The organism is Microcella daejeonensis, from assembly GCF_026625045.1.
Taxonomy (GTDB): Bacteria; Actinomycetota; Actinomycetes; order Actinomycetales; family Microbacteriaceae; genus Microcella; species Microcella daejeonensis.
In genome coordinates, this window is sequence record NZ_CP113089.1 from 1,110,326 (window position 1) to 1,132,912 (window position 22,587).

Consider the following 22,587-nt stretch of genomic DNA (forward strand, 5'->3'; position numbering starts at 1 on the left):
TCAGACGCACCCCGGTGCCGCAATCCCGGGGCGGCTCGCCCCGGGGTTCCCGCCCAGCGCCTACTTCTTGCCGAGCGAGGCGAACTTCGCGATCGAGACGGGCACGAAGACGACGAGCAGCAGCACGATGCCGATGAGCACGGTGAGGATGGGGTTCTGCACCGTCCACGCATCGCCTGCCACGAAGCCCTCGGGAGTGTTGCCGAAGAGGTCGCGGCATGCCTGCACGAGCGAGGTGACGGGGTTCCATTCGGCGAAGACCCGCAGGGGCGTCGGCAGGTTCTCCGCAGGCACGAAGGCGTTGGAGATGAAGGTGAGCGGGAAGAGCACGAGGAACGAGACGTTGTTGATGATCTCGGGGCTGCGCACGCTCATGCCGAGGAACGCCATGAGCCAGGAGAACGCGTAGGCGAAGAGCAGCAGCAGCGCGACCCCGGCGAGGAACTCGAGCGGCGAGGATTCGACGCGCCAGCCGACGATGAAGCCCGTTCCCATCATGACGAGCATCGACAGGCCGTTGATGACGAGGTCGCCGTTGGTGCGGCCGACGAGCACCGCGGCGCCGCTCATCGGCAGCGTGCGGAACCGGTCGATGATGCCGTCCTTCAGATCCTGCGCCATGGCCGAGCCCGAGTAGGTCGAGCCGAAGACGACGGTCTGGGCGAAGATGCCCGCCATGAGGAAGGAGGTGTAATCGCCGCCGGGGATGTCGATGGCGGCGCCGAAGACGTAGGTGAACAGCAGCACGAACATGATCGGCTGCAGCAGGGTGAAGACGAGGATGTCGGGCACCCGGATGATCTTCATGAGGTTGCGGCGCGTGGTGATCCACCCGTCGCTGAGGAACCGGCTCACCGCGCTGCCGGGGACGGCCTGCAGGGTGCGCGATGTCGGGGAGGGGGCCGGCCCGTCGGTGCGGGTGGTGGTTGCGGGGGTCGTGCCGCTCATGCCGCGGCCTCCTTCGTGCTGTCGTCGGCGCTCCCGTCCGCCTCGGCCGCGTGACCGGTCAGCTGCAGGAACACGTCGTCGAGGGTGGGGCGCCGCATGCCGGCGTCGTGCAGGGGGATGCCCGCGGCGGTGACCTCGCCGACGATGGCGCTGAGGGCCGCGGGCCCGTCGGCGACCGGCACGATCCAGGTCTTGCTCTCGTTGGAGGCCACCGGCTCGCCGGTGCCGTGGCGGTGCAGGATCTCGCGCACGGCATCCGCCCGCTCGTCGTCGACGAGGGTGAGGGCGACCCGCTGCCCGCCGACGGAGGCCTTGAGCTCGTCGGCCGTGCCCTTCGCGATGACCTTGCCGTCGTCGATCACCGAGATGGAGTCGGCCAGGCGATCGGCCTCCTCCAGGTACTGGGTGGTGAGCAGCACCGTCGTGCCGTCGCCGACGAGGCGCTCGATGATGCCCCAGAGCGCGAGGCGGCTGCGCGGGTCGAGGCCCGTCGTCGGCTCGTCGAGGAACAGCACGGGCGGGTTGATGACGAGGGCGCCGGCGAGGTCGATGCGGCGGCGCATGCCGCCCGAGAAGCCCTTCACCACGCGGTTCTGCGCCTCGACGAGGTCGAACAGCTCGATGAGCTCGCGCGCGCGGGCCTTCGCCTGCCGGGCGCCCAGGTGGTACAGCCGGCCGACCATCTCGAGGTTCTCGAAGCCCGTGAGGTTCTCGTCGACGGCGGCGTACTGCCCGCTCGCGCCGATCATGCGCCGCACGCGGTCGGGGTCATCGAGCACGTCGACGCCGTCGATGACCGCCGAGCCCGAGTCGGGCCGGATGAGGGTGGTGAGCACCTTGACCGTGGTGGTCTTGCCGGCGCCGTTCGGGCCGAGCAGGGCGGTGACGGTGCCCTGCGGAACCTCGAGCGACAGGCCGTCGAGCGCCCGCACCACGGGGGCGCCCTTCGGCGTGTACGTCTTGACGAGATCGTGCGCCTCGATGAAAGCCATGCGCGCACGGTACTCCTGGCCGGCGACATCCGGGTATCGCCGAGGTTTCGATCGCGGTGTCAGCGCCCGCGGGTACCGTGGGCGCCGTGAACGACACCGCGAACGGGATGCCCGGCGCACGCCTGCCCGAGACCGTGCTGTCGCCCGGCCTGCTGCAGGGCATCCGCGGCCGCGCCGCCGACTACGACGCCCGCAACGCCTTCTTCACCGAGGATCTCGACGAGCTCCGCGCCGCCGGCTACCTCCGCCCGCGGTCGCTCTCCGCGGCCGTGCGCGATCAGCGGCTGCTCGCCGCCCACGCCCCCGCCACCGCGCTCGGCCTCACCATGCACCTGGTCTGGATGGGCGTCGCCCGCGATCTCGCCGCCGCGGGCGACGACTCGCTCGCCTGGGTGCTCGACGAGGCCGCGGCCGGCGAGGTCTTCGCCTTCGCGATCAGCGAGCGCGGCAACGACCGGGTGATGAGCGACTCGCTCACCCGGGTCGAGCGCGTCGAGCCCGCGGCCGACGGCTCGGGCGGCGGCTGGGCCTTCACGGGCACGAAGATCTTCACGACGCTGAGCCCGGCGTGGACGCGGCTCGGGGTCATCGGCCGCCACGACCCCGCCGACGGCGGGGCGGAGGCCGGTGCCGGGCCGAGCATCGTGCACGGCTTCCTCACGCGCGACGGCGGCGGGTTCCGCATCGAGCCCGACTGGAACACCCTCGGCATGCGGGCGACCCAGAGCCACACCACGGTGCTCGAGCGGGCCCTGGTGACCGACGAGCGCGTGGCGCGCATCCTGCCGGTCGGCCCCGGAGGCGACGCCTACTCGCTCGCGATCTTCGCCAACTTCCTCACCCTCATCGGCGCGGTCTACGCCGGTATCGCCGACCGCGCTCTCGAGCTCGCCGTCGAGTCGGCGCACCGCCGCACGAGCCTGCGGGCGGGCGGCGCGCCCCAGGCGCACGATCCCGACATCCGGCGACGGGTGGCGGATGCCGCTCTCGCGCTCGACGCCCTGGCCCCGCAGATCGAGGCCGTCGCACGCGACCGCGACGCGCAGGTCGACCGGGGCGTGCGGTGGTTCCGCGACCTGACGGGGCTCAAGCAGCGCTGCGTGCAGACGGCGCGCGACGTCGTCGACCAGTGCATGCACATCGCCGGCGGCGGGGGCTACACCGCGGCGAGCGAGCTGAGCCGCCTGCAGCGCGACGTACTCGCGGGCATCTACCACCCGAGCGATCCCGAGAGCGTCGCCGCGACCATCGCCGCCGATCTGCTCGGCCCGGTTCCCGCGCCGGCTGCCTAGGGCGCCGATCGACGCGAGCGGCGGGATGCTCTGCGCTGCATCCCTGCCGCGCGAGTTATCCTCGCCCCATGACCGACCCTCTCACCGGCATCGCGATCATCGCCGTCTGCGCCGCCGTCTTCTTCTACCTGCTGTACCTCTCGGTGAGCGCCGCGATGCTCGACGCGATGCGCAAGGCGGCGGCCGAGGGCATCCTCCCGCGCGCCGATGCCGCCGATGCCGTCGCTCGGAGCGCGGTCGACCGTTCGGCCCCGGCCCCGGCCCCGGCTCCGACCGACTGATGCGGGCGCCGAGCCGAGGCTGAGCATCCGCGGTGCGCCCCGATGCCCCGGGAGGGCGCTCCGCTCTACCCTGGGAGCGAGCCGCCGGCGCTCGAGGCCAGCGGGGCGCTCCCGCCCCCGCGCCGCGCGGCCGAGAGGGGGCGCAGCATGCGCACCGAACCGCTCGCCGACACCGGCTCGCACTCCATCCCCGCTCGCGGCGCGAGCGTCGACGAGATCCGCCGACGGCGCCTGCGGCAGCTGCTGGTCGTGCTCGCCATCGGCCAGCCGATCTCGTCCCTGGTCTTCGACTGGCTCTCGCCGACGACGCTGCAGTCGGGCGCCGAGTTCTCGCCGATCGTTCCGCCCGGCGCGTGGTTCGCCATCTGGGGCCTCATCATCGTCACGAGCATCGTGTGGGCTCTGCTGCAGGTGCGGCCGTCGACGATCACGCCGAACCCGGGGATCCGCGACCGTCTCGCCGGCCCGCTCGCGATCGTCTTCGCGGGCTTCGCGCTGTGGCTCGCGACGGCGAGCCTCGGGCAGTCGAACGCGCTCGGCCTCGTGGTGTTCGTGATGATCAATAGCGCGCACGTCGTGGCGTGGACGCGCCTGGTGCGGGCGCGCGACGAGGTCGCCGCGTGGGGGGCGCTCGAGCGGGGCATCCTGTACCTGATGATGGGCGTCTACGCCGGCTGGACGTCGATGGCGTTCTTCGTGCAGATCGCCACCGTGACGCAGGGCCTCGGCGCCCCCGTCGACACCGCCTGGGGCATCGTCTGGCAGGCCCTCGTGCTCGCCGCGGCGACGGGCACCGCCGTCGGCTTCGTCTACGGCACCCGAGGCTCGGTCGTCTACGCGCTCACCGTCACCTACGCGCTCGTCGGCGTCGGCATCAGCACGTCCGCCGCCGGCCTCACCGCCCTCTGGATCACCTGCATCGCGGGCGTCTCGATCGTCTGGGGCGCGCTCATCGTGCTGCGCATCCTGGATGCCCGGGCCGACGCCCGCCCACTGCCCGCGGCCCTGCGGCGGTAGTCGGCGGGTAGCTCTCCGCACACGCTCCGCCCGCGCGCCCGCCCCGCCCGCGCGCGCCCACGGCGCCCGCCGCTGGAGAGCCGACGGTCCTCGACTTCTGCCCCCAGCTATGTGCGCACAAGCGTCCGGAGCCTTGAGCGCACACAGCCCGTGAGGAAGGTCTCCGCCCGGGCGATCGCGACGGTATGTCCTGCGACGCCTGGGTAAGCCGACGCTTCCGGAAGCATCGTCTTACAGACCCGTTGCACCGAGGCCGACGCCGACGCCGAAGCGTCGAACCGAGGCCGACGCGTCACGCCGAAACCGCGGTCGGATCGCAGCCCGAGGCGAGCGCCAGAGCTCAGGCCACCCAGCCGATCGACCGCAGCCACTCGGCGCAGTCGCGGGTCCAGTTCCGGGCGATCCCGGCCTCGGCGCCGCCGGCGACCCCGTCGACGAGCCCGAGCCCGTGGCGGCCGCGCGGGTACACGTGCAGCGCGTGGGGCACGTCGTGCTCGGCGAGGGCATCCGCCAGGCGGTACGCGTGCGCGACCGGCACGACCGCATCGTCGGCGGTGTGCCAGACGAAGGTCGGCGGCATCGCGTGCGTCACGAGCCGGTCGACCGAGAGGGCGCGGCGCGTCCACGGCATCGCGCGCAGGCCGATGAGGTTCTGCCGCGATCCGGCGTGGGTGGGCAGCTGCATCGAGACGACCGGGTAGCCGAGGACGGCGGCGTCGACGAGCCCCGAGGCGGCGGCGTGCCCGGCGAGGTGGCCGCCGGCCGAGAAGCCGAGGATGCCCAGCCGCCGCACCCCCTGCACCCGCAGCTCGCCGACGCGCGCCCGCACCGAGTGCAGCGGACCGGGGTGGCGCGTGCCCACCGGGTAGCGGTGCACGCTGGCCTCCAGCCCGAGCGAGCGCAGCCACTCGGCCACCGGCTCGCCCTCGTGGTCGGAGAGGCGCGCGTACCCGCCGCCCGGCAGCACGATGACGTGCGGCGGGCGGGTGCCGCCCTCGCTCACCGCGCGCCCGCGAAGACCGCGTTGAACAGCTCGTCGAAGTCGATGCCGACCTCGGGCCGCCAGCTGTTGATGCGGTTGGTGCCGAGGGCGAGCACGAGGCCGGCGTCGGGCGAGATCCAGAACTGCGTGCTCGTCCAGCCCTCGTGGCCGAACACCGAGTGGTCGATGAGCCCGGGGCGACGCGGCAGATTGAAGCCGAGGCCGAAGTGCTCGTGCACCTTCACGGGGTTCGCGTCGATGACGTAGAGGCCCTCGGTGCGCGGGCGGCGCATCGCCGTCAGGGTCGCCGGGGCGACGACGGCGCCGTCGCCGCGCAGCAGCGAGCGCCCGATCGCGAGCAGGTCGCCGACGCTGCCGACGGCGCCGGCCGCGGGGTGCCGCAGGGTCATCAGGGCGGGGTGATCGTGGTCGGCGAGCTCCGCGTCGTGCACGCGGTGAGCATCCGCATCGTCGAAATCGAGCGTCGTCGCCCCGCCGTCGGCGGCCATCGCCGCGAACTCCTCGTGGAACGAGCGCCCGCTCGCGTGCTCGACGAGCGCGGCGACGCCCTCCCACGCGAGGTTGTTGTACCGGCGGGCGGTGCCGGTCACGAACTCGAGCGGCGCCCTCTCGAGCGCGGCCCGCAGCGACTGCGGTTCGCCGAGTACGACGTCGCTGATGCCGGAGGTGTGGCTGAGCAGGTTCTGCAGCGTCGCGTGCGCGGCGGGCGCCCCCGGCACCGCCCGACCGAGCGGGGTGTCGGTCGTGAGCAGGCCGCGCTCGACCTGGCGCATCGCGGTGAGCGCGCTGAGCGGCTTCGTCACCGAGTAGAGCGCGAAGCGGTCGTCGACGTGCGCGGTGCGGCCGGCGTCGGTGCCGAAGGCCTCGAGGGCGAGCACCTCGTCGGCGCTCGCGATGCCGACGACGGCGACGGGCAGGCGGCCCGTCTCGACGTGACGGCGCACCCAGTCGAGGGCGGGGGAGAAGGGCGTGGTCGTCATGGGGGATGCTCCGCTCAGGCGAGATGCGGCAGAACCTCCGCCGCGATGAGGTCGAGGTGGTCGAGGTCGGTCATGTCCATCGTCTGCAGGTACAGCCGCTCGGCCCCGAGCGCGACGAGGCCCGCCGCCTTCTCGACGACCTGCGCCGGCGTGCCGACGAGGCGCCCGCCGTGGTCCGAGTCGGGATCGATGCCCGCGGCCGCGCAGCGGCGGCGCACCTCGGCCTCGTCGGCGCCGACGATGGTCGGCCAGGCGACCGACATGCGCAGGGTCGCGGGGTCGCGCTCCTCCTCGACGCAGATCGCGCGCACGTTCTCGAACTTCGCCGCGACCGTCTCGGGGTCGACGAAGCCGATGTTGAACTCGGTCGCGTAGCGGGCGGCGAGCTGCGGCGTCCGGCGGGCGCCGCCCCCGCCGACGATGACGGGCAGCGGGCTCTGCACCGGCTTCGGCAGGGCGGGGGAGTCGAGCAGCTGGTAGTGCTCGCCCTCGAAGGAGTAGGTCGCCCCGGCGGGGGTCGCCCAGGCGCCGGTCACGATCGCGAGCTGCTCCTCGAGCATCCCGAACCGCTTCTCGGGGAAGGGGATGCCGTAGGCCGCGTGCTCGGCGGCGTACCAGCCGGTGCCGAGGCCGAGCTCGGCGCGTCCGCCCGACATCGCGTCGACCTGCGCCACCTGGATGGCGAGGATTCCCGGCACGCGGTACGTGGCGGAGGAGACGAGGGTGCCGAGGCGGATGCGCGAGGTCTCGCGGGCGAGCCCGGCGAGCGTGGTCCACGCATCGGTCGGGCCGGGCATCCCGTCGCCGTCGCCCATCACCAGGTAGTGGTCGGAGCGGAACCAGCCGTCGAACCCGAGCGCCTCGGTGCGCTGCGCGTGGGCGAGCTGGGTGTCGTAGCTCGCGCCCTGCTGCGGCTCGGTGAAGATGCAGATCTGCACGGGATACCCCTTTCCGGGGTCGAGCCTAAACCGGCGTCGCGGATCAGCCGCCCAGCGACTGGGCGAGCAGCAGCAGGATCGGGATGCCCGCCACCAGGTTGAGCGGGAACGTCACGCCCAGGCTCGCCGCGAGCGGCAGCGCGAGCGGCACCTCGGGCAGCGCGACCCGCACGGCCGCGGGCGCCGCGATGTAGGAGGCGCTCGCGCACAGCACTCCGAGCACCGCGGCCCCGCCGACGCCCATGCCGATCGCCGTGCCGGCGACGACGCCGATCGCGCCGGCGAGGAGCGGGAACAGCAGCGCGAAGAGGAGGAGGCCCGGGCCGCCGCGCCGAGCCGCGGGCAGCTGCGCGCCCGCGGCGAGACCCATGGCGAGCAGGAACAGCACGAGCACGCCGGGGAAGGCGTCGACGACGAGCGGCGCGATGGGCGCCATGCCCTCGGGCCCGAGCACCGCGCCGATGACGATGCCGCCGACGAGGAGGACGACCGAGGTGCCGGTGAAGACCTCGTGCAGGGTGCGGCGCAGCGGGGTGGCGGGGCTCGCGGGGGCGGACGCGGTCGGCGCGGAGCCGGGCCCCCCGGCGGCGTCGGGTGCGTCCGCCTCGTCGCTCCGGCCCGCGCCGACGAGCACGCGACGGCGGGCCGGGGCGGCGGCCGTCGTGCGGACGGCGCGGCGCGCGAGCAGGATGCCGACGATGATGCCGGGCACCTCGAGCACGGCGAGGAGCGCGGGTGCGTATCCCGGAACCGCGACGCCCGCCGCGGCGATCACGGTGAGCGCGGCGGTGAAGGTGACGAGCGAGGTGGAGCCGTAGTGCGCCGCGATCGCGCCCCGCTCGGCCCGGTCGAGGCGCGTGAGCGCACCGAGGGCGCCGAAGGCGAGCAGCGGGATGACCACGCCGAGCGCGGCGGCCAGCAGCAGCGGCCCGGCGATCGTCGCCGGGTCCTCGGCGCGCAGGGCGACGCCGCCCTTGATGCCGATCGCGAGCAGCAGGTACAGCGAGAGCGCCTTCACCATCGTGTCGGGCACGGCGAGGTCGGAGCGCACGGCGACGGCGATCATGCCGAGCAGGAAGGCGAGCACGGCGGGCGAGAGCAGGGTGGCGGAGAGCAGATCGAGCGTCATGGCGGACTCCTCGGGGTGGGCGCGGATGTCGGCCTCGTCGACGACAGGTGAAGCAGTCTTCACTCGTTGAGCGACAATACATGAAGTCTGGTTCATGCGTAAAGGGGACATGGGCGAAGATGGGCGGGTGGCCGCCTGGACCTTCCTCACCCATCACGCGCACCTGCTCCTCGAAGTGGCGAAGAACCCCGACGCCCTGGTGCAGGAGCTGGCCGACGCCGTCGGCATCTCCACCCGCGCCGCCGTGTCGATCCTCAACGACCTCGAGGCCTACGGCTGCGTCGAGCGCGAGCGCCGCGGCCGGCGCAACCACTACGTGGTGCACCGCTCCGCGGCGCTGCGGCACCCGACGAACGCCGCGCACACCGTCGGCGAGCTGATCGACGCGCTCACCGACCTGCGCTGAGGATCGGGCTCAGCGCCCGACCGCCGGGGTGCGACGTCGGCGACGGAGGACCGGCTCCGCCTCCGCGAGCTCCTCCTCGGTGGCGATGCGGAACGGGGGAGCCCCGGGCACCTCGACGGCGTGAGCCCTCTGCCCGCGCGTCGCCCGCAGGCTCGCGACGATCGACACCGTGATGATGACGGCCACGACGGCGAGGGAGACGCTCGTGGGGATCTTGTACACGTCGAGCAGCAGCATCTTGATGCCCACCCAGATGAGCACGAAGGCGAGCCCGAGCTTGAGGTAGATGAAGCGGTGGATGAGGTCGGCGAGCAGGAAGTACATCGCCCGCAGGCCGAGGATGGCGAAGGCGTTCGCGGTGAACACGATGAAGGGCTCGCTCGTCACGCCGAAGATCGCGGGGATGGAGTCGACGGCGAAGATGATGTCGGTGACCTCGACGAGCACGAGCACGGCGAGCAGCGGGGTCGCGACGATGACGCCGGCCTTCCGGATGAGGAACTTCTGCCCGTGGTACGCGTCGGTCATCGGGACGAAGCGCTTGAACGCCTTCAGGATCTTCGAGTTCTCGACGTCCATGTGCTCGTTGCGCTTGCGGATCATCACGTAGCCCGTGTAGAGCAGGAAGGCCGCGAAGACGTAGAGGATCCAGGAGAACTGGTCGATCAGCACCGCCCCGAGCGCGATGAAGATGGCGCGGAAGACGAGGGCGCCGAGCACTCCGAGGAAGAGCACCCGGTGCTGGTACTCCCGCGGCACGCCGAAGAAGGCGAAGATGATCGCCCAGACGAAGACGTTGTCGACCGCGAGCGACTTCTCGATCAGGTATCCGGCGTAGTACTGCTGGCCGAACTCGGCCCCGTACTCCCACCAGATGTAGCCGCCGAACGCGACTCCGAGGGTGACCCAGACGATCGACCATGCGGCCGCCTCCCGCACGCTGATCACGTGGGCTTTGCGGTGGGCGAAGAGGTCGAGGGCGAGCATGGCGACGATGACGCCGAGAACGGCGAACCACAGCCACAGGGGGATGTCCATGAGGAGCTCCTGAATGGTCGTTGAGGCGATTCAGGAGGTCTTTCCCGGCCGGAACGGTCAGATTCGGCCCGTGGCGCCGGATCCGTGCGGACGGATCGAACTGTCGACGCGACGCGGGTCGGGGATACTCCCCTCCGAGAAAGAGTGAAGCACACTTCACCTCTTTGAGCAAGACGACCGGCTCGCACGATCCGGGCGTGCTCGCGCCCCCACAGATCGCCCCCGCTGTCAACCCACTGCCGCGACGGTGCGCGGCCCGTCAGGGTCGTACCGTGCACCCCATCCGTCTTCCCGTCGCGCCGCTCGCGCCGGGCCCCCTGCTCTCGCTCCTGCTCGCCGACCCGCCGAGCGGGGTGGATGCCGCTCTCGCGCTCGCGGAACGGCTCGGCGCCGCCCGTCCCGCCCCGGGCCGCCCCGGCACGCGCGACCAGTGGGAGGCGCTCGCGACCCTCGCCGCCGACGACCTCGCCCTCGCCCGCGCGCTCGAGCCGCACCTCGACGCCGTCGCCATCCTCGACGACGCCGACCCCGCCGCGATCATCACGGGCGCCTGGGGCGTCTTCGCCGCTGAGGGCGCCGTCGACCCCCTCACCGCCCGCTACGCCGACGGCCGCTGGACGCTCGCCGGCACGAAGCCCTGGTGCTCGCTCGCCGACCGGCTCGACCGCGCGCTCGTGACGGCGCGCGTCGTCGACGCCGACGGGGGAGCAGCCCATGCCGCTGCCGAGCGCCGCCTGTTCGCCGTCGCCCTCGCCGAGGCGCGCGACGACGGCAGCGCCCAGCCCGATACGAGCCGCTGGGCGGCGCGGGGTCTCGTCGAGATCCCGAGCGGCCCGGTGCGGTTCGCCGCCGTTCCCGCCACGGCCGTCGGCGGCCCCGAGTGGTACACCGCTCGCCCGGGCTTCGCCTGGGGCGGCATCGGGGTCGCGGCCTGCTGGTACGGGGGCGCCGTGGGCGTCGCGCGCACCGTGCGCGCCGCCGTGCGCGCGACGCCCGACCCGCACGGCGAGGCTCATCTCGGTGCGATCGACGAGGCGCTGCAGTCGGCGCGGCGGGCGCTCGAGGAGGCCGCGGCGCTCGCCGAGGCCGGCGACCCCGCCCGACCCCTCACCGAAGCCGCCGACCCCGCCCGACCGCTCGACCGCGACGCCGTGCGTCTGCTCGCGAAGCGCGTGCGCGCCACCGTCGCCCGCGCCGTCGACGAGGTGCTCGCCCGAGCCGGCCGCGCCCTCGGGCCGGCCCCGCTCGCCCTCGACGCCGCGCACGCCAAGCGCGTCGCCGACCTGCAGCTCTACGTGCGCCAGCACCACGCGGAGCGCGACCTCGCGTCCCTCGGCCGCGCCCTCGCGGACGGCGGCGAATCATGGTGAGCTTCGACCACCGCGAGCCGGGCACGAGCGAGCAGCGCTGGGCCGCCGACGGCCGCCTCGCCACCCGACCGGGGCTGTCGCTCGACGAGTTCGATGCGCTGCTCGTGATCGCCGCGCATCCCGACGACGAGACGCTCGGCGCCGGCGGGCTCATCGCGGCCTGCGCCGCGCGGGGCCTGCCGGTGCGCGTCGTCGTCGTCACCGACGGGGCGGCCGCGAGCGGGCATCCCGACGCCGCCATCGCGCCGCGCCGCTCGGCCGAGCTCGCCGCGGCCGTCGCGGCGCTCGCTCCCGACGCCGTGATCGACGAGCTCGGATTCGCCGACGGCGGCACGCTCGAGGATCGCGAGGCGATACGGGATGCCCTGCGCCCGCTGCTCGCCGCCGCCGGCCCGCGCACCGCCGTCGCCGCCCCGTGGCGCGGCGACGGGCACCGCGACCACCGGGTCGTCGGGGAGGTCGTCGCCGAGCTCGCCGACGGCGCGGTGCTGCTGGAGTACCCCATCTGGATGTGGCACTGGGCGAGCCCCGACGACGGCGTCGTGCCGTGGGCGCGCATGGTCTCGCTCGCCGTCGACGCCGAGACGAAGGCGCGGGCGGTGGCCCGCTACCCCTCGCAGACGCAGGGCGCCGACCCGCAGCTCGGCCCGCACGTGCTCACCCGGTTCGCCCGCGAGCGCGAGCACTTCATCGTCGAGGAGCCCATCATCGGCGAGAGCTACTTCGACGACATGCTGCAGCGCCGCGACGACCCATGGGGTTTCGAGTCGCGCTGGTACGAGCAGCGCAAGCGGGCGCTCACCCTCGCCTCGCTGCCCGACGAGCGCTACGGCGCGGCCCTCGAGATCGGCTGCTCGATCGGCGTGCTCACCGCCGATCTGGCGGCGCGCTGCGACGACCTGCTCGCCGTCGACATCTCGGGCCGGGCGGTGGATCGCGCGCGCATCCGCGTCGACGGCGCCGCCCGCATCGAGCACCGCAACGCGGTCGTCGACTTCCCCGAGGGGGCGTTCGACCTCATCGTGCTGTCGGAGATGGGCTATTACTGCAGCGAGGGCGACCTCGAGCAGCTGCTCGACAGCATGCTCGCGGCCCTGGCGCCGGGCGGATCCATCCTCGCCTGCCACTGGCGGCATCCCCTCGACGACGGCCCGCTCACGGGCGACCGCGTGCACGCCGCCCTCGCGATGCGCGACCTGCCGCTCATCGTGCAGCACGCCGAGGACGATCTGCTGATCGACGTCTACTCGCCCGACGACCGCTCGGTCGCGGTGCGGACGGGGCTGCGATGAGGCGCATCGGGGTGGTCGTGCCCGCCCGCGACGAGGAGCAGCTGGTCGAGCGCTGCCTGCGCTCGGTGATGCGCGCGGCCGAGGCCCTCGCGCAGTCCGATGCGCCGGCCGAGGTCGTCGTCGTCCTCGTCGCCGATGGATGCACCGACCGCACCGCCGCGATCGCCCGCTCGATCCCCGGCGTCGAGGTCATGGTGGTGCGGGCCGCGGGCGTCGGCGCCGCCCGCGAGCTCGGCGCCCGCCGCGCCATCGCGCGGGGCTGCTCGTGGCTCGCCTGCACCGATGCCGACTCGGAGGTGCCCTCCGCGTGGCTCGTCGAGCAGCTGCGCCTCGAGTCGCTCGGCTGGGACGGCATGATCGGCACGGTGCGGCCCGACTTCGCCGACCTCACGCCGACCGAGCGGGATCACTGGCTCGCCACCCACCACCGCGGGCATCCCAACGGCCACGTGCACGGCGCGAACCTCGGCGTGCGCACGGCCTCGTTCGTGCGCGTCGGAGGCTTCCGAGCCCTCGCCGAGCACGAGGACGTCGATCTGGTGGAGCGGCTGCGCGCCTCGGGCGCCTGGCTCATCGCCTCCGACGAGGTCGAGGTGACCACCTCGGGCCGCCGCACGGGCCGCACGGCCGGCGGCTACGCGGGGCACCTGCGCCGGGTGACCGCGATGCTCGGCGACATGGATCCGGCGGTCGTGTAGCCGGGCTAGAACAGCGTCGGAGTCGTCGCAGGCGCACGCTCCGCACGGGTGAGAAGGGAGAAGAACCGGTGGTTCACGAAGAGCACGTTCTTGCCGACACGCACGTCCAGGAGGATGCCGGCCTCGCTGAGGAGTCGAAGCCACTTCGTCGCAGTGGGTCGTGAAACGGCGCAGCGATCCATGACCGTCGAGATTCGGCAGTAGGGCTGTTCGAACAGCACGTCCAGGAGGTCGGCGTTCGCACCGCTCGGCAGGATTTCTCTCAGCTCGGCCTGCATATCGCGATGCACCGTCTGGATGTCATCGATCTTCTCTATGGTCGAGAGCGCGGTCTCGCGAACAGCTTCCAGCATGAAGGACGTCCAGTCCTCCCACGCCTGCTCTGCGGTCACGGCGAGAAGCAGTCGGTAGTACTCGGCCTTGTTCTGAATGATGTACCGAGACATGTAGAGCACCGGCTCGCGAAGGAGTCCTCGTTCGACGAGCACCAGGATGTTGGCGATCCTTCCCGTTCGCCCGTTCCCGTCAGCGAACGGATGGATCGCCTCGAACTGGTAATGGGTGAGCGCCATGGCCACGAGAGGATCGAAGGACTGGGCCGTGTGCAGGAAGCGCGTCATCTCCCCGAGGCGCTCCTGAAGCAGCGCCTGCCCCTCCGGCGGCGTGTAGATCGCCGCCTTCGTCACGGGATTGCCGACGAACGTCCCCGGAAGATCTCGCACCCGCATGTCTCGCCCTTGAATGGTGGAGCAGACATCGATGAGCGTCTGAGTGGACAGGGGGCGTCGGCGCACGCTCTCCACGCCCTCGAACAGAGCCTGCCGGTACCGCAGAGCTTCCTTCGCCTCAGGCCGTGCTGAATCTGTGCCGAAGTTCTCCGCGGCGAACAGCTCGTCCGCCGTCGTGACGATGTTCTCGATCTCCGAGCTCGCTTGCGCTTCGAGAAGCGGGATCGCGTTCAGGAGAACGGTGGGATTCGGGATTCGCTGAGCTGCTTGGTCGAGGCCCGCGAGTGCGGCTCGAGCCTCGGCGACGAGCTTGAGAACTCGTTTCGACTCGACATCGTTCGCCGGCGGGAGATCGGGCAGGTCGTTGAAGGGCACGCCCGCGTTCCATGTCATGGTGAAAGTGTATGCATACGTGCCTTCGACGTGTAAAAAATAACCCCCAAGTTTTACATGACGCGCATACACTCACCGCAGCACAACGGCCCCGGCGCATCCACCACCACAGGGATGCGTCGGGGCCGTCGCCGGCCGCGCGCGAAGGCGCGGCCGCGGGGTCAGCCGCGCGGCACCAGGCGCTGCAGCTGGGTCACGTGGCCGGGCTCGAGCTCGTCGAGCGAGGTGACGCCGAGCAGGCGCATGGTGCGCGCGATCTGCTCGCCGAGGATGCCGATGGCCCGGTCGACGCCGTCGCGCCCGCCCGCCATGAGGCCGTAGAGGTAGGCGCGGCCGATGAGGGTGAAGCGCGCGCCGAGGGCGATGCTCGCGACGATGTCGGCGCCCGACATGATGCCCGTGTCGAGGTGCACCTCGGTGTCCTTGCCGACCTCGCGCGCGACCTCGGGCAGCAGGTGGAACGGGATGGGCGCGCGGTCGAGCTGGCGCCCGCCGTGGTTCGAGAGCGTGATGCCGTCGACGCCGAGGGCGGCGAGGCGCTTCGCGTCGTCGACGGTCTGCACGCCCTTGACGACGAGCTTGCCGGGCCACTGCTCCTTGATCCAGCGCAGGTCGTCGTAGGTGACGGTGGGGTCGAACATCGTGTCGAGCAGCTCGCCGACGGTGCCCGACCACTTCGACAGGCTCGCGAAGGCGAGCGGCTCGGTGGTGAGGAAGTTGATCCACCACTCCGGGCGCGGGATGGCGTTGATGACCGTGCCGGCGGTGAGCTGCGGGGGGATGGAGAAGCCGTTGCGCTTGTCGCGCAGGCGCGCCCCGGCGACGGGCACGTCGACCGTGACGAGAAGGGTGTCGAAGCCGGCCTTCGCGGCGCGGTCGACGAGGGCCATCGAGCGCTCCCTGTCCTTCCACATGTACAGCTGGAACCAGTTGCGGCCGGTCGGCCCGCCCGCCGCCGCGACGTCCTCGACGCTCGTCGTGCCCATGGTCGACAGCGAGAACGGGATGCCCGCCGCGGCCGCCGCGGAGGCTCCGGCCACCTCGCCCTCCGCGTGCATCATGCGCGTGAACCCGGTCGGAGCGATGCCGAAGGGCAGCTCGACGCGCTTGCCGAGCACCTCCCAGCCGGTGTCGACGCGGCTGACGTCGCGCAGGATCGCCGGGTGGAACTCGATGTCCTCGAAGGCCTGCCGGGCGCGGGTGATGCTGATCTCGGCCTCGGCGGCGCCCTCGGTGTAGTCGAAGGCCGCCTTCGGGGTGCGCCGCTGGGCGATCGCGCGCAGGTCGGCGATCGTGAGCGCCTCGCTCAGCCGGCGCCGCTTCGCGTTGAGGTCGGGCTTCTTGAAGTTCATGAGCGGCGCGAGGTCGCGCGGGTTCGGGAAGCGTCTCTGCATGATCGGTCTCTCGGTCGGGGATCGGGTCAGGGCGCGGCGGAAGGGGCGGGCCGGGTGGCGTCGTAGTGGCCGAGCAGGCGGTCGCGGGCTCCGGCGATGTGGGCGCGGGTGAGCTCGGCGGCGAGCTCGGCGTCGCCGGCGGCGACGGCATCCAGGATCCCCCGGTGCTGCGCGATGACGTCGTCGATGCCGAGCAGGCGGTGCGACTGCACCTGGCCGGTGCAGAGCTCGATCTCGCCCATGAGCAGCGCGTGCAGCTTGACGAGGCGCGGCGAGCGCTGGGCCTCGACGAGCGCGCGGTGGAAGGCGATGTCGGCGCGGGCGAGAGGCGCCGTGTCGTCGCCGCCGGCGGCCTGCTCGAGCGCGCGCTGGGCGGCGAGTGCGGCGGCGGGCACGACCCCGTCGGCCGCGAGGGTGCGCAGAGCCTCGGCCTCGACGACCGAGCGGGTGGCGTAGAGGTCGACGATGTCGTCGCGGGTGAGCTCGGGCACGCGCGCCGTCTTGTGCGCGGCGCGGCGCAGCAGCCCCTCGGCGACGAGCCGCTCGAGGGCGACCTTCGCGGTGGGGCGGGCGACGCCGAAGCGGTCGGCGATGGCCTGCTCGGTGACGGCGCTGCCGGGCGCTTCGCGCTGCGTGAGGATGCTCTCGCGCAGCGCCTCGTACACCGCGTCCGGCACGGTGGTGACGCTCAGGGCCTCACTGCTCATGCCGCGACAGTAGCAGATTGTTATACAAGTGCACGAGCGTGAGGTCGGCCCGGGCTTCCGCGGGCGCGGCACGCCGCCCCGCCCGGGGAATCGCCCGAGAGCAGGAGCGCGCGGCGACCCTCCCGACCGCTACGGTCGGAGCATGATCCCCCTCGCCTCGACCCGCGTCGACGCGCGCCCCGGCGCGGTGCCCGCATGAGCGCGGTGCTGCCCCGCTCCGGCGTCGTGCTGGGCGTCGCCTCGCTCGTGCTGAGCGAGGGCATGACCCCCGAGCACGGCCGCGAGGTCGTGCGGGCCGCCGTCGAGGCGGGCGCCGCGGCCATCGACACGGCCAGGGCCTACGCCACGGTCGACGACGACGCGGCCGGCGAGCGCCTGGCCGCCACGGCGCGCGAGATCGATCCGGGCATCCCGCTCATCACCAAGGCCGGGCACTACCGCATCGGCACCGCCGCCTGGGATGCCGACGGCAGCGCCGACCGCCTGCGCAAGGACGCGCTGCGCAGCCGCGAGGTCTTCGGCGCTCCGCCCTCGCTGCTGCTGCTGCACCGCGCCGACCGCGTCGACGACGTGCTCGCCTCGCTGCGCGTGCTCGCCGAGCTGCGCGAGGAGGGGGTCGTCGAGGCGATCGGGCTCTCGAACGCCTCCGTCGAGCTGCTCGAGGCCGCCGCGGGCGTCACCACCATCGACGCCGTGCAGAACCGCCTCGGCCTCGGGGTCGACCCGATCGACGAGTACCGGTTCTGCCGCGAGCAGGGCATCGACTTCCTCGCCTACGCGCCGTTCGGCGGGCCGCGCGCGGCACCGCTCGCCACGCGCATCCCGCACGTCGCTGCCCTCGCGATGGCCAGGGAGGCCTCCATCCACCGCCTCGCCCTCGCGGCGATGATCGACGCGCTGCCGGGCCTTTGGCCGGTCATCGGACCGACGCGCGTCGAATCGGTGCGCGACTCCGCGGCCGCGACGCACGAGGTGGTCGACGACGAGCTGCGCACGGCGTTCCGCGACGACCTGCGGTCGCGCGGGGTCGACCTCTAGCGGAACGGACGAAGGCTTCAGCGCCGGCCCGTGCCCTCACGCCCGGCGGATGCACCGACCCGGCGTCGGTCGGACGACTCGGTGCCCCGCGGGGAGCCGAGCCGTCAACAGGGCGCCGAGTCGCGAAGCGGTGCCGCCGTGCAGGTGGGCAGCCGCGGGGCATTGCAGCCGTGAGGCCGCGGGCTACGCCCCGCTGCTCGCCCGCACGACGAGCTCCGGCTGGAACACCACCGTGCGCGGCGCCAGCTCCGGGTCGTCCGACTCCTCGAGCAGCATGCGCAGCGCGGTCGCGCCGATGAGGTGGCTGGGCTGGCGCACGGAGGTCAGGGGCACGACGGCGGCAGCGGCGAAGTCGATGTCGTCGTAGCCGACGAGGGCGATCTCGCCGGGCACGCTCACCGACCCGGTCATGACGAGCGCCTGCAGCACGCCGACGGCGAGCAGGTCGTTGACGGCGAAGACGGCGTCGGGACGGGCATCCACCGATCTCGACAGCAGCTGCTCGCCGGTGCGGCGGCCGTCGATCACGGTGAGTCCGTCGGCTTCGACGACCTCGATGACGGCGTCGCTCACGGCGGCGGCCGCGCGGCGGGCCCCGGCGAGGCGGTCGGCCACCTGGCGGATGCCCGGCCGGCCCACGACCACGGCGATGCGCCGCCGTCCCTGCTCGATGAGGTGCCGCACCGCGAGCTCGCCGCCCGCGACGTCGTCGACCGAGACCGACGAGAGCCCGGATCCGTCGACCGAGCGGTCGACCACCACCGCCGGCGTGCCGCGCGACCGCAGCCGCGCGAGTCGCTCGCTCACGTCGCCCAGCGGCGAGATGAGCACTCCGCGCACGCGCTGCTCGTCGAAGAGGTCGAGGTAGGCCGACTCGCGGTCGGGGTTCTCGTCGCTGTTGCCGAGGATGACGGCGAGGCCGTGCTCGGCGGCGGCGTCCTCCGCCCCGCGGGCGAGCTCGGTGAAGAAGGGGTTGCGCACGTCGAGCACGACGAGCCCGACGGTGCTGCTGCGCCCGGCGCGCAGCTGGCGCGCGGCGTCGTTGCGCACGAAGCCGAGCTCGGCGATGGCGGCGTGCACGCGCTCGACGGTCGAGGGGGTGACGCGCTCGGGGCGGTTGAGCACGTTCGAGACGGTGCCGACCGAGACTCTGGCGCGTTCCGCGACGTCGCGGATGCTGGCTGTGCCCATACCCCCAGACTACGGCCGAACAGGCGAAGATGTATCGATTCAATCTCTCCGGTCATCGAGGCTTGACACTGGGCCGCCCGGGGTCATAGCGTGAGCGTCGCCCAACCGCTTGAATCGATTCAGACCCGCGACCTGCTCTGGATCCCTCACCGAAGAGGACCGATGTCGATAACGACTCCGACCGCCGCCCCGGCCCTCGAACTCATCGACGTCGCGAAGTCCTTCGGCGCGGTGGTTGCTCTCAGCAGCGCCGATCTCGCTCTGCACTCCGGCTCCATCCACGCCCTCGTCGGCGAGAATGGCGCCGGCAAGTCGACCCTCGTCAAGATCATCGCGGGCCTCTACCGGCGCGACTCCGGCGTCTACCGCCTCGACGGGGCCGAGGTCGACTTCAGCTCCACGGCGCAGGCGAAGAGCGCGGGCGTCGCCGTGATCTACCAGGAGCCGACGCTGTTCCCCGACCTCACCGTCGCCGAGAACATCTTCATGGGGCGCCAGCCGCGCGGCCGCCTCGGCCTCATCGACCGCGCCGCCATGCGCGCCGCCGCCTCCGAGCTCTTCGCCCGCCTCGGCGTGCCCATCGACCCCGACCGCATCGCCGAGGGCCTGTCGATCGCCGACCAGCAGATCATCGAGATCGCGAAGGCCATATCGATGGATGCCCGCGTGCTCGTCATGGACGAACCGACCGCGGCGCTCAGCGGTGTCGAGGTCGAGCGGCTCTTCGCCGTCGCCCGCTCCCTGCGCGACGGCGGCGCCGCCATCCTGTTCATCTCCCACCGCTTCGACGAGGTCTTCGACCTCTGCGACCGCATCACCGTCATGCGCGACGGCCGCTACATCCAGACCCACTCGACGAGCGAGGTCACGATCGACCAGATCGTGAAGGAGATGGTGGGCCGCTCGATCGAGGCGCTCTTCCCGAAGGTCGACGCACCGATCGGCGACGTCGTGCTCTCGGTCGAGGGGCTCTCGCGCCAGGGGGTCTTCCGTGACGTGAGCTTCGAGGTGCGCGCCGGCGAGATCGTCGGGCTCTCGGGCCTCGTCGGCGCCGGGCGCACCGAGATCGTGCGCGCCGTGTTCGGCATCGACGCCTACGACACCGGCGCGGTGGAGTTCCTCGGCCGGCCGCTGCCGGCCCGCAACCCCATGGCGGCCATCCGCGCGGGCATGGGATTCGTGCCCGAGGACCGCCGCAAGCAGGGACTCGTGATGGATCTCAGCGTCGCCCGCAACGCCTCGCTCACCCTGCGGCACCGCCTGGCCCGATTCGGCATCCTCAGCGCGGCGCGCGAGCGCACCGCGGCGGCCGACTGGACGCGGACGCTGCAGGTGAAGGGTGCGCTCGAGGCCGAGGTCTCGACGCTCTCGGGCGGCAATCAGCAGAAGGTCGTGCTCGCCAAGTGGCTGGCCACCGAGCCCAAACTGCTCATCGTCGACGAGCCCACCCGCGGCATCGACGTCGGCACGAAGGCCGAGGTGCACCGGCTGCTCTCCGAGCTCGCCGGCCGTGGCATCGCGATCATCATGGTCTCCTCCGAGCTGCCCGAGGTTCTCGGCATGTCCGACCGGGTGATCGTCGTGCGCGAGGGCGCGATCACGGCGCAGCTCGACCGCGCCGATGCCACCCCCGAGACGATCATGCACGCCGCCACCGCCTCGAGGGAGGGAGCGCGATGACGCTCGTCGACCACCGCACCCGATCGCTCCGCGATCGCGCGATCTCGCTGCTGCGCTTGCGCGAGGTGCCCGTCTCCGTGGCCCTCATCGCCCTCGTCGTCGTGACGGCGCTTCTCAACCCGCGGTTCCTCACCGCCCAGAGCACGAAGGACCTGCTGCTCAACGCGACGATCGTCATGATCCTCGCCACGGGGCAGGCGATCGTCATCATCACGCGCAACGTCGACCTCTCGGTCGGCTCGATCCTCGGCATCTCGGGGTTCATGACCGGGACGCTGTTCGCCACCGTGCCGGGCATCCCCATCCCGGTCGTGTTCATCATCGGCGTTCTCCTCGGCTCGGCGCTCGGAGCGCTCAACGGCCTGCTCGTGACGGTGGCCGGGGTGCCGGCCCTCGTGATCACACTCGGAACCCTCTACATCTACCGGGGCATCAACAACGCCTGGGCGGGCGGCAGGGAGTACTTCTCCGGCGACCGGCCGCGCGCGTTCGGCGACCTCTCGGTCGACACCGTGCTCGGGTTCCCGATCATCACGCTCATCGCCCTCCTGGTGCTCCTCGCGCTGGCCGTCGTGCTCGCCGGTACGCGTTTCGGCCGCGACTTCTACGCCATCGGCTCCGATCCCGACGCGGCGAAGCTGTTCGGCATCCGCGTGCGCAGCCGCGTGTTCTCGGCCTTCGTCATCAACGGCGCCCTCGCCGGGCTGGGCGGCGTGCTCTACGCCTCGCGCTTCAGCTCGGTCGGTGCGACGACGGGCACGGGCATCGAGCTCGACGTCGTCGCGGCCGCGGTCGTGGGCGGCGTCGCCATCTTCGGCGGATCCGGCACGGTCGTCGGCGCGGCGATCGGGGCGCTGCTGCTCACGACGATCACGAGCTCGCTCGCGGCGCTGCGCGTCGACAAGTTCTGGCAGCAGGCGGTCGTGGGCATGCTGATCCTCGCCGCGATCATTATCGACCGCATCGCCGCGCTGCGAACAGCCCGGCGCCTGCGAGTGAGCGAGGCCCGAGATGCCTGAGTCGACCGCCGCCCGCCGGCCCGCCTGGGTCGCCCGCCTGCTGACGCGCGACGCCGCCCTCATCGCGGTGCTCGTCCTCGTGCTCGTGCTCGCGAGCGCGGCGCTGCCGCGCTTCGCCTCGCCGGTGACCGTCGGCTACCTGCTGCTCAACGCCGTGCCGGTGCTGCTGCTCGCGCTGCCCATGACGCTCATCATCATCACGGGCGAGATCGATCTCTCGGTGGCCAGCACCGTCGGCATCACGACGGCGACGATCGGCTCGCTGAACCTCGCCGGGTGGGAGTTCCTCCCCGCCGTGCTCGTCGCGCTGCTCGTCGGCGTGATCGCGGGCGCGGTCAACGGGGCGCTCATCGCGTTCGTCGGGCTGCCCTCGCTCGCCGTGACGATCGGCACGCTCGCCCTCTACCGAGGGCTCACCCTCGTGCTCATCGGCGACAACTCGGTCTCGAGCAGCCAGTACCCCGAAGGCTTCACGAGCCTCATCAATGCGAAGGTCGGCGCGACGGGCATCCCGATCGTCATGGGCTTCGTCATCCTCGCCGCGGCGGTCTTCATCATCGTGCTGCACGCGACGCCGTTCGGCCGCGGCCTCTACGCGCTCGGCTTCAGCAAGGAGGCCGCGACCTTCGTCGGCGTGCACGTGCCGTGGGCGAAGTTCTGGCTCTTCACCGCGAGCGGACTCGTCGCCGCGTTCGTCGGCGTCTTCTGGTCGACCTACTACAGCGCCCGCAGCGACAGCGCGAACGGCCTCGAGCTCACCGTGATCGCGGCGGTGCTGCTCGGCGGCGTCTCGATCTTCGGCGGTCGGGGAACCGTGATCGGCGCGCTCACCGGGGTGCTCATCATCAGCAACATCAACTACGCCCTGCGCCTGCAGCGCGTTCCCGACGTCGTGCTGATCATCATCACGGGCTCCCTGCTCATCGTCTCCGTCGTCGGCCCGAGCGTGGTGGACGCCGCCCGGCGTCGCATCCAGCGCGCACGACGACACCGCACCCGTCCCCTGGCCGAGGCCCGGGGTATCGACGGCGCCTAGCCCAGGCGACGGCCACA

Annotated in this window: 22 protein-coding genes; 11 read left to right on the forward strand and 11 right to left on the reverse strand. The window is 72.5% G+C overall.

Translation table 11 applies throughout. The annotated features are described in order from the left end of the window. Positions 1-60 precede the first annotated feature (60 nt). Positions 61-948 (reverse strand): ABC transporter permease, encoded by an 888-nt coding sequence (locus tag OVN18_RS05400; RefSeq protein WP_407666066.1) that lies wholly within the window; start codon positions 946-948, stop codon positions 61-63. Beyond that, positions 945-1,940, reverse strand: coding sequence for an ATP-binding cassette domain-containing protein (locus tag OVN18_RS05405; RefSeq protein ID WP_267782478.1), 996 nt, complete (start codon positions 1,938-1,940; stop codon positions 945-947). Before OVN18_RS05405 ends, OVN18_RS05400 begins: the two co-directional genes overlap by 4 nt. Positions 1,941-2,047: 107 nt before the next feature. Between OVN18_RS05405 and OVN18_RS05410 the strand changes: the two genes are divergently transcribed. The 3 genes from OVN18_RS05410 (at position 2,048) to OVN18_RS05420 (ending at position 4,530) form a co-directional block, all read left to right on the forward strand. Then, positions 2,048-3,232, forward strand: coding sequence for an acyl-CoA dehydrogenase family protein (locus tag OVN18_RS05410; RefSeq protein WP_267782931.1), 1,185 nt, complete (start codon positions 2,048-2,050; stop codon positions 3,230-3,232). A 68-nt stretch (positions 3,233-3,300) separates the two neighbouring features. Next, positions 3,301-3,513: a hypothetical protein gene (locus OVN18_RS05415; RefSeq protein WP_267782480.1), complete on the forward strand. Its 213-nt coding sequence runs from the start codon at positions 3,301-3,303 to the stop codon at positions 3,511-3,513. A gap of 147 nt (positions 3,514-3,660) precedes the next feature. Beyond that, positions 3,661-4,530, forward strand: coding sequence for a hypothetical protein (locus tag OVN18_RS05420; protein ID WP_267782482.1), 870 nt, complete (start codon positions 3,661-3,663; stop codon positions 4,528-4,530). 340 nt (positions 4,531-4,870) lie between these two features. Here OVN18_RS05420 and OVN18_RS05425 read toward each other — a convergent pair whose 3' ends face one another. The 4 genes from OVN18_RS05425 to OVN18_RS05440 are packed head-to-tail and all read right to left on the reverse strand — an operon-like array spanning position 4,871 to position 8,643. Next, positions 4,871-5,533: an alpha/beta hydrolase gene (locus OVN18_RS05425; RefSeq protein ID WP_267782483.1), complete on the reverse strand. Its 663-nt coding sequence runs from the start codon at positions 5,531-5,533 to the stop codon at positions 4,871-4,873. Then, on the reverse strand, positions 5,530-6,513 hold the full coding sequence (locus tag OVN18_RS05430; RefSeq protein ID WP_267782485.1) for a serine hydrolase domain-containing protein: 984 nt from the start codon (positions 6,511-6,513) through the stop codon (positions 5,530-5,532). The genes OVN18_RS05425 and OVN18_RS05430 overlap by 4 nt, the downstream gene beginning before the upstream one ends. Positions 6,514-6,527: 14 nt before the next feature. Further along, positions 6,528-7,451, reverse strand: coding sequence for an LLM class F420-dependent oxidoreductase (locus OVN18_RS05435; RefSeq protein WP_267782487.1), 924 nt, complete (start codon positions 7,449-7,451; stop codon positions 6,528-6,530). 43 nt (positions 7,452-7,494) lie between these two features. Then, positions 7,495-8,643: a sodium-dependent bicarbonate transport family permease gene (locus OVN18_RS05440; protein WP_267782489.1), complete on the reverse strand. Its 1,149-nt coding sequence runs from the start codon at positions 8,641-8,643 to the stop codon at positions 7,495-7,497. A 64-nt stretch (positions 8,644-8,707) separates the two neighbouring features. On the opposite strand from OVN18_RS05440, the gene OVN18_RS05445 reads away from it, so the two are divergent. Continuing rightward, a complete protein-coding gene (locus OVN18_RS05445; RefSeq protein ID WP_228545863.1) occupies positions 8,708-8,986 on the forward strand; it encodes a helix-turn-helix transcriptional regulator in 279 nt (92 codons plus the stop codon). Positions 8,987-8,995: 9 nt separating this feature from the next. On the opposite strand, the gene OVN18_RS05450 is transcribed toward OVN18_RS05445, so the two are convergent. Then, entirely contained in the window at positions 8,996-10,024 is a 1,029-nt protein-coding gene (locus OVN18_RS05450) for a TerC family protein (protein WP_267782490.1), read from the reverse strand. Positions 10,025-10,296: 272 nt separating this feature from the next. Between OVN18_RS05450 and OVN18_RS05455 the strand changes: the two genes are divergently transcribed. Genes OVN18_RS05455 through OVN18_RS05465 form a run of 3 tightly spaced genes read left to right on the forward strand, consistent with a single transcriptional unit; the run spans position 10,297 to position 13,384 of the window. Next, positions 10,297-11,394 carry an acyl-CoA dehydrogenase gene (locus OVN18_RS05455; RefSeq protein WP_267782491.1) on the forward strand — a complete coding sequence of 366 codons (1,098 nt, stop codon included), beginning with the start codon at positions 10,297-10,299 and terminating at the stop codon, positions 11,392-11,394. Then, positions 11,388-12,686 (forward strand): PIG-L family deacetylase, encoded by a 1,299-nt coding sequence (locus OVN18_RS05460; protein ID WP_267782492.1) that lies wholly within the window; start codon positions 11,388-11,390, stop codon positions 12,684-12,686. The genes OVN18_RS05455 and OVN18_RS05460 overlap by 7 nt, the downstream gene beginning before the upstream one ends. After that, complete coding sequence (locus OVN18_RS05465; RefSeq protein ID WP_267782493.1) at positions 12,683-13,384, forward strand: glycosyltransferase; 702 nt, start codon at positions 12,683-12,685, stop codon at positions 13,382-13,384. Before OVN18_RS05460 ends, OVN18_RS05465 begins: the two co-directional genes overlap by 4 nt. A gap of 5 nt (positions 13,385-13,389) precedes the next feature. On the opposite strand, the gene OVN18_RS05470 is transcribed toward OVN18_RS05465, so the two are convergent. From OVN18_RS05470 to OVN18_RS05480, 3 genes are all read right to left on the reverse strand, one after another. Next, positions 13,390-14,505 (reverse strand): Fic family protein, encoded by a 1,116-nt coding sequence (locus OVN18_RS05470; RefSeq protein WP_267782494.1) that lies wholly within the window; start codon positions 14,503-14,505, stop codon positions 13,390-13,392. A gap of 161 nt (positions 14,506-14,666) precedes the next feature. After that, positions 14,667-15,899, reverse strand: coding sequence for an alpha-hydroxy acid oxidase (locus OVN18_RS05475; protein WP_267782495.1), 1,233 nt, complete (start codon positions 15,897-15,899; stop codon positions 14,667-14,669). A 26-nt stretch (positions 15,900-15,925) separates the two neighbouring features. Further along, positions 15,926-16,606: a GntR family transcriptional regulator gene (locus tag OVN18_RS05480; protein ID WP_267782496.1), complete on the reverse strand. Its 681-nt coding sequence runs from the start codon at positions 16,604-16,606 to the stop codon at positions 15,926-15,928. A 195-nt stretch (positions 16,607-16,801) separates the two neighbouring features. Between OVN18_RS05480 and OVN18_RS05485 the strand changes: the two genes are divergently transcribed. Continuing rightward, positions 16,802-17,644, forward strand: coding sequence for an aldo/keto reductase (locus OVN18_RS05485; RefSeq protein WP_267782497.1), 843 nt, complete (start codon positions 16,802-16,804; stop codon positions 17,642-17,644). 183 nt (positions 17,645-17,827) lie between these two features. On the opposite strand, the gene OVN18_RS05490 is transcribed toward OVN18_RS05485, so the two are convergent. Next, positions 17,828-18,835: a LacI family DNA-binding transcriptional regulator gene (locus tag OVN18_RS05490; protein ID WP_267782498.1), complete on the reverse strand. Its 1,008-nt coding sequence runs from the start codon at positions 18,833-18,835 to the stop codon at positions 17,828-17,830. 162 nt (positions 18,836-18,997) lie between these two features. Between OVN18_RS05490 and OVN18_RS05495 the strand changes: the two genes are divergently transcribed. Genes OVN18_RS05495 through OVN18_RS05505 form a run of 3 tightly spaced genes read left to right on the forward strand, consistent with a single transcriptional unit; the run spans position 18,998 to position 22,570 of the window. Then, on the forward strand, positions 18,998-20,515 hold the full coding sequence (locus OVN18_RS05495) for a sugar ABC transporter ATP-binding protein (protein ID WP_267782500.1): 1,518 nt from the start codon (positions 18,998-19,000) through the stop codon (positions 20,513-20,515). Next, positions 20,512-21,534 (forward strand): ABC transporter permease, encoded by a 1,023-nt coding sequence (locus OVN18_RS05500; protein WP_267782502.1) that lies wholly within the window; start codon positions 20,512-20,514, stop codon positions 21,532-21,534. Before OVN18_RS05495 ends, OVN18_RS05500 begins: the two co-directional genes overlap by 4 nt. Beyond that, entirely contained in the window at positions 21,527-22,570 is a 1,044-nt protein-coding gene (locus OVN18_RS05505; protein ID WP_267782504.1) for an ABC transporter permease, read from the forward strand. Before OVN18_RS05500 ends, OVN18_RS05505 begins: the two co-directional genes overlap by 8 nt. The last annotated feature ends 17 nt before the right edge of the window (positions 22,571-22,587 follow it).

Bases quoted from the DNA above. Each gene is read 5' to 3' on its own strand.
- OVN18_RS05400 (WP_407666066.1), bottom strand. From the start codon at position 948: ATGAGCGGCACGACCCCCGCAACCACCACCCGCACCGACGGGCCGGCC.
- OVN18_RS05405 (WP_267782478.1), bottom strand. From the start codon at position 1,940: ATGGCTTTCATCGAGGCGCACGATCTCGTCAAGACGTACACGCCGAAG.
- OVN18_RS05410 (WP_267782931.1), top strand. From the start codon at position 2,048: ATGCCCGGCGCACGCCTGCCCGAGACCGTGCTGTCGCCCGGCCTGCTG.
- OVN18_RS05415 (WP_267782480.1), top strand. From the start codon at position 3,301: ATGACCGACCCTCTCACCGGCATCGCGATCATCGCCGTCTGCGCCGCC.
- OVN18_RS05420 (WP_267782482.1), top strand. From the start codon at position 3,661: ATGCGCACCGAACCGCTCGCCGACACCGGCTCGCACTCCATCCCCGCT.
- OVN18_RS05430 (WP_267782485.1), bottom strand. From the start codon at position 6,513: ATGACGACCACGCCCTTCTCCCCCGCCCTCGACTGGGTGCGCCGTCAC.
- OVN18_RS05450 (WP_267782490.1), bottom strand. From the start codon at position 10,024: ATGGACATCCCCCTGTGGCTGTGGTTCGCCGTTCTCGGCGTCATCGTC.
- OVN18_RS05460 (WP_267782492.1), top strand. From the start codon at position 11,388: ATGGTGAGCTTCGACCACCGCGAGCCGGGCACGAGCGAGCAGCGCTGG.
- OVN18_RS05465 (WP_267782493.1), top strand. From the start codon at position 12,683: ATGAGGCGCATCGGGGTGGTCGTGCCCGCCCGCGACGAGGAGCAGCTG.
- OVN18_RS05470 (WP_267782494.1), bottom strand. From the start codon at position 14,505: ATGACATGGAACGCGGGCGTGCCCTTCAACGACCTGCCCGATCTCCCG.
- OVN18_RS05475 (WP_267782495.1), bottom strand. From the start codon at position 15,899: ATGCAGAGACGCTTCCCGAACCCGCGCGACCTCGCGCCGCTCATGAAC.
- OVN18_RS05480 (WP_267782496.1), bottom strand. From the start codon at position 16,606: ATGAGCAGTGAGGCCCTGAGCGTCACCACCGTGCCGGACGCGGTGTAC.
- OVN18_RS05485 (WP_267782497.1), top strand. From the start codon at position 16,802: ATGAGCGCGGTGCTGCCCCGCTCCGGCGTCGTGCTGGGCGTCGCCTCG.
- OVN18_RS05490 (WP_267782498.1), bottom strand. From the start codon at position 18,835: ATGGGCACAGCCAGCATCCGCGACGTCGCGGAACGCGCCAGAGTCTCG.
- OVN18_RS05495 (WP_267782500.1), top strand. From the start codon at position 18,998: ATGTCGATAACGACTCCGACCGCCGCCCCGGCCCTCGAACTCATCGAC.
- OVN18_RS05500 (WP_267782502.1), top strand. From the start codon at position 20,512: ATGACGCTCGTCGACCACCGCACCCGATCGCTCCGCGATCGCGCGATC.
- OVN18_RS05505 (WP_267782504.1), top strand. From the start codon at position 21,527: ATGCCTGAGTCGACCGCCGCCCGCCGGCCCGCCTGGGTCGCCCGCCTG.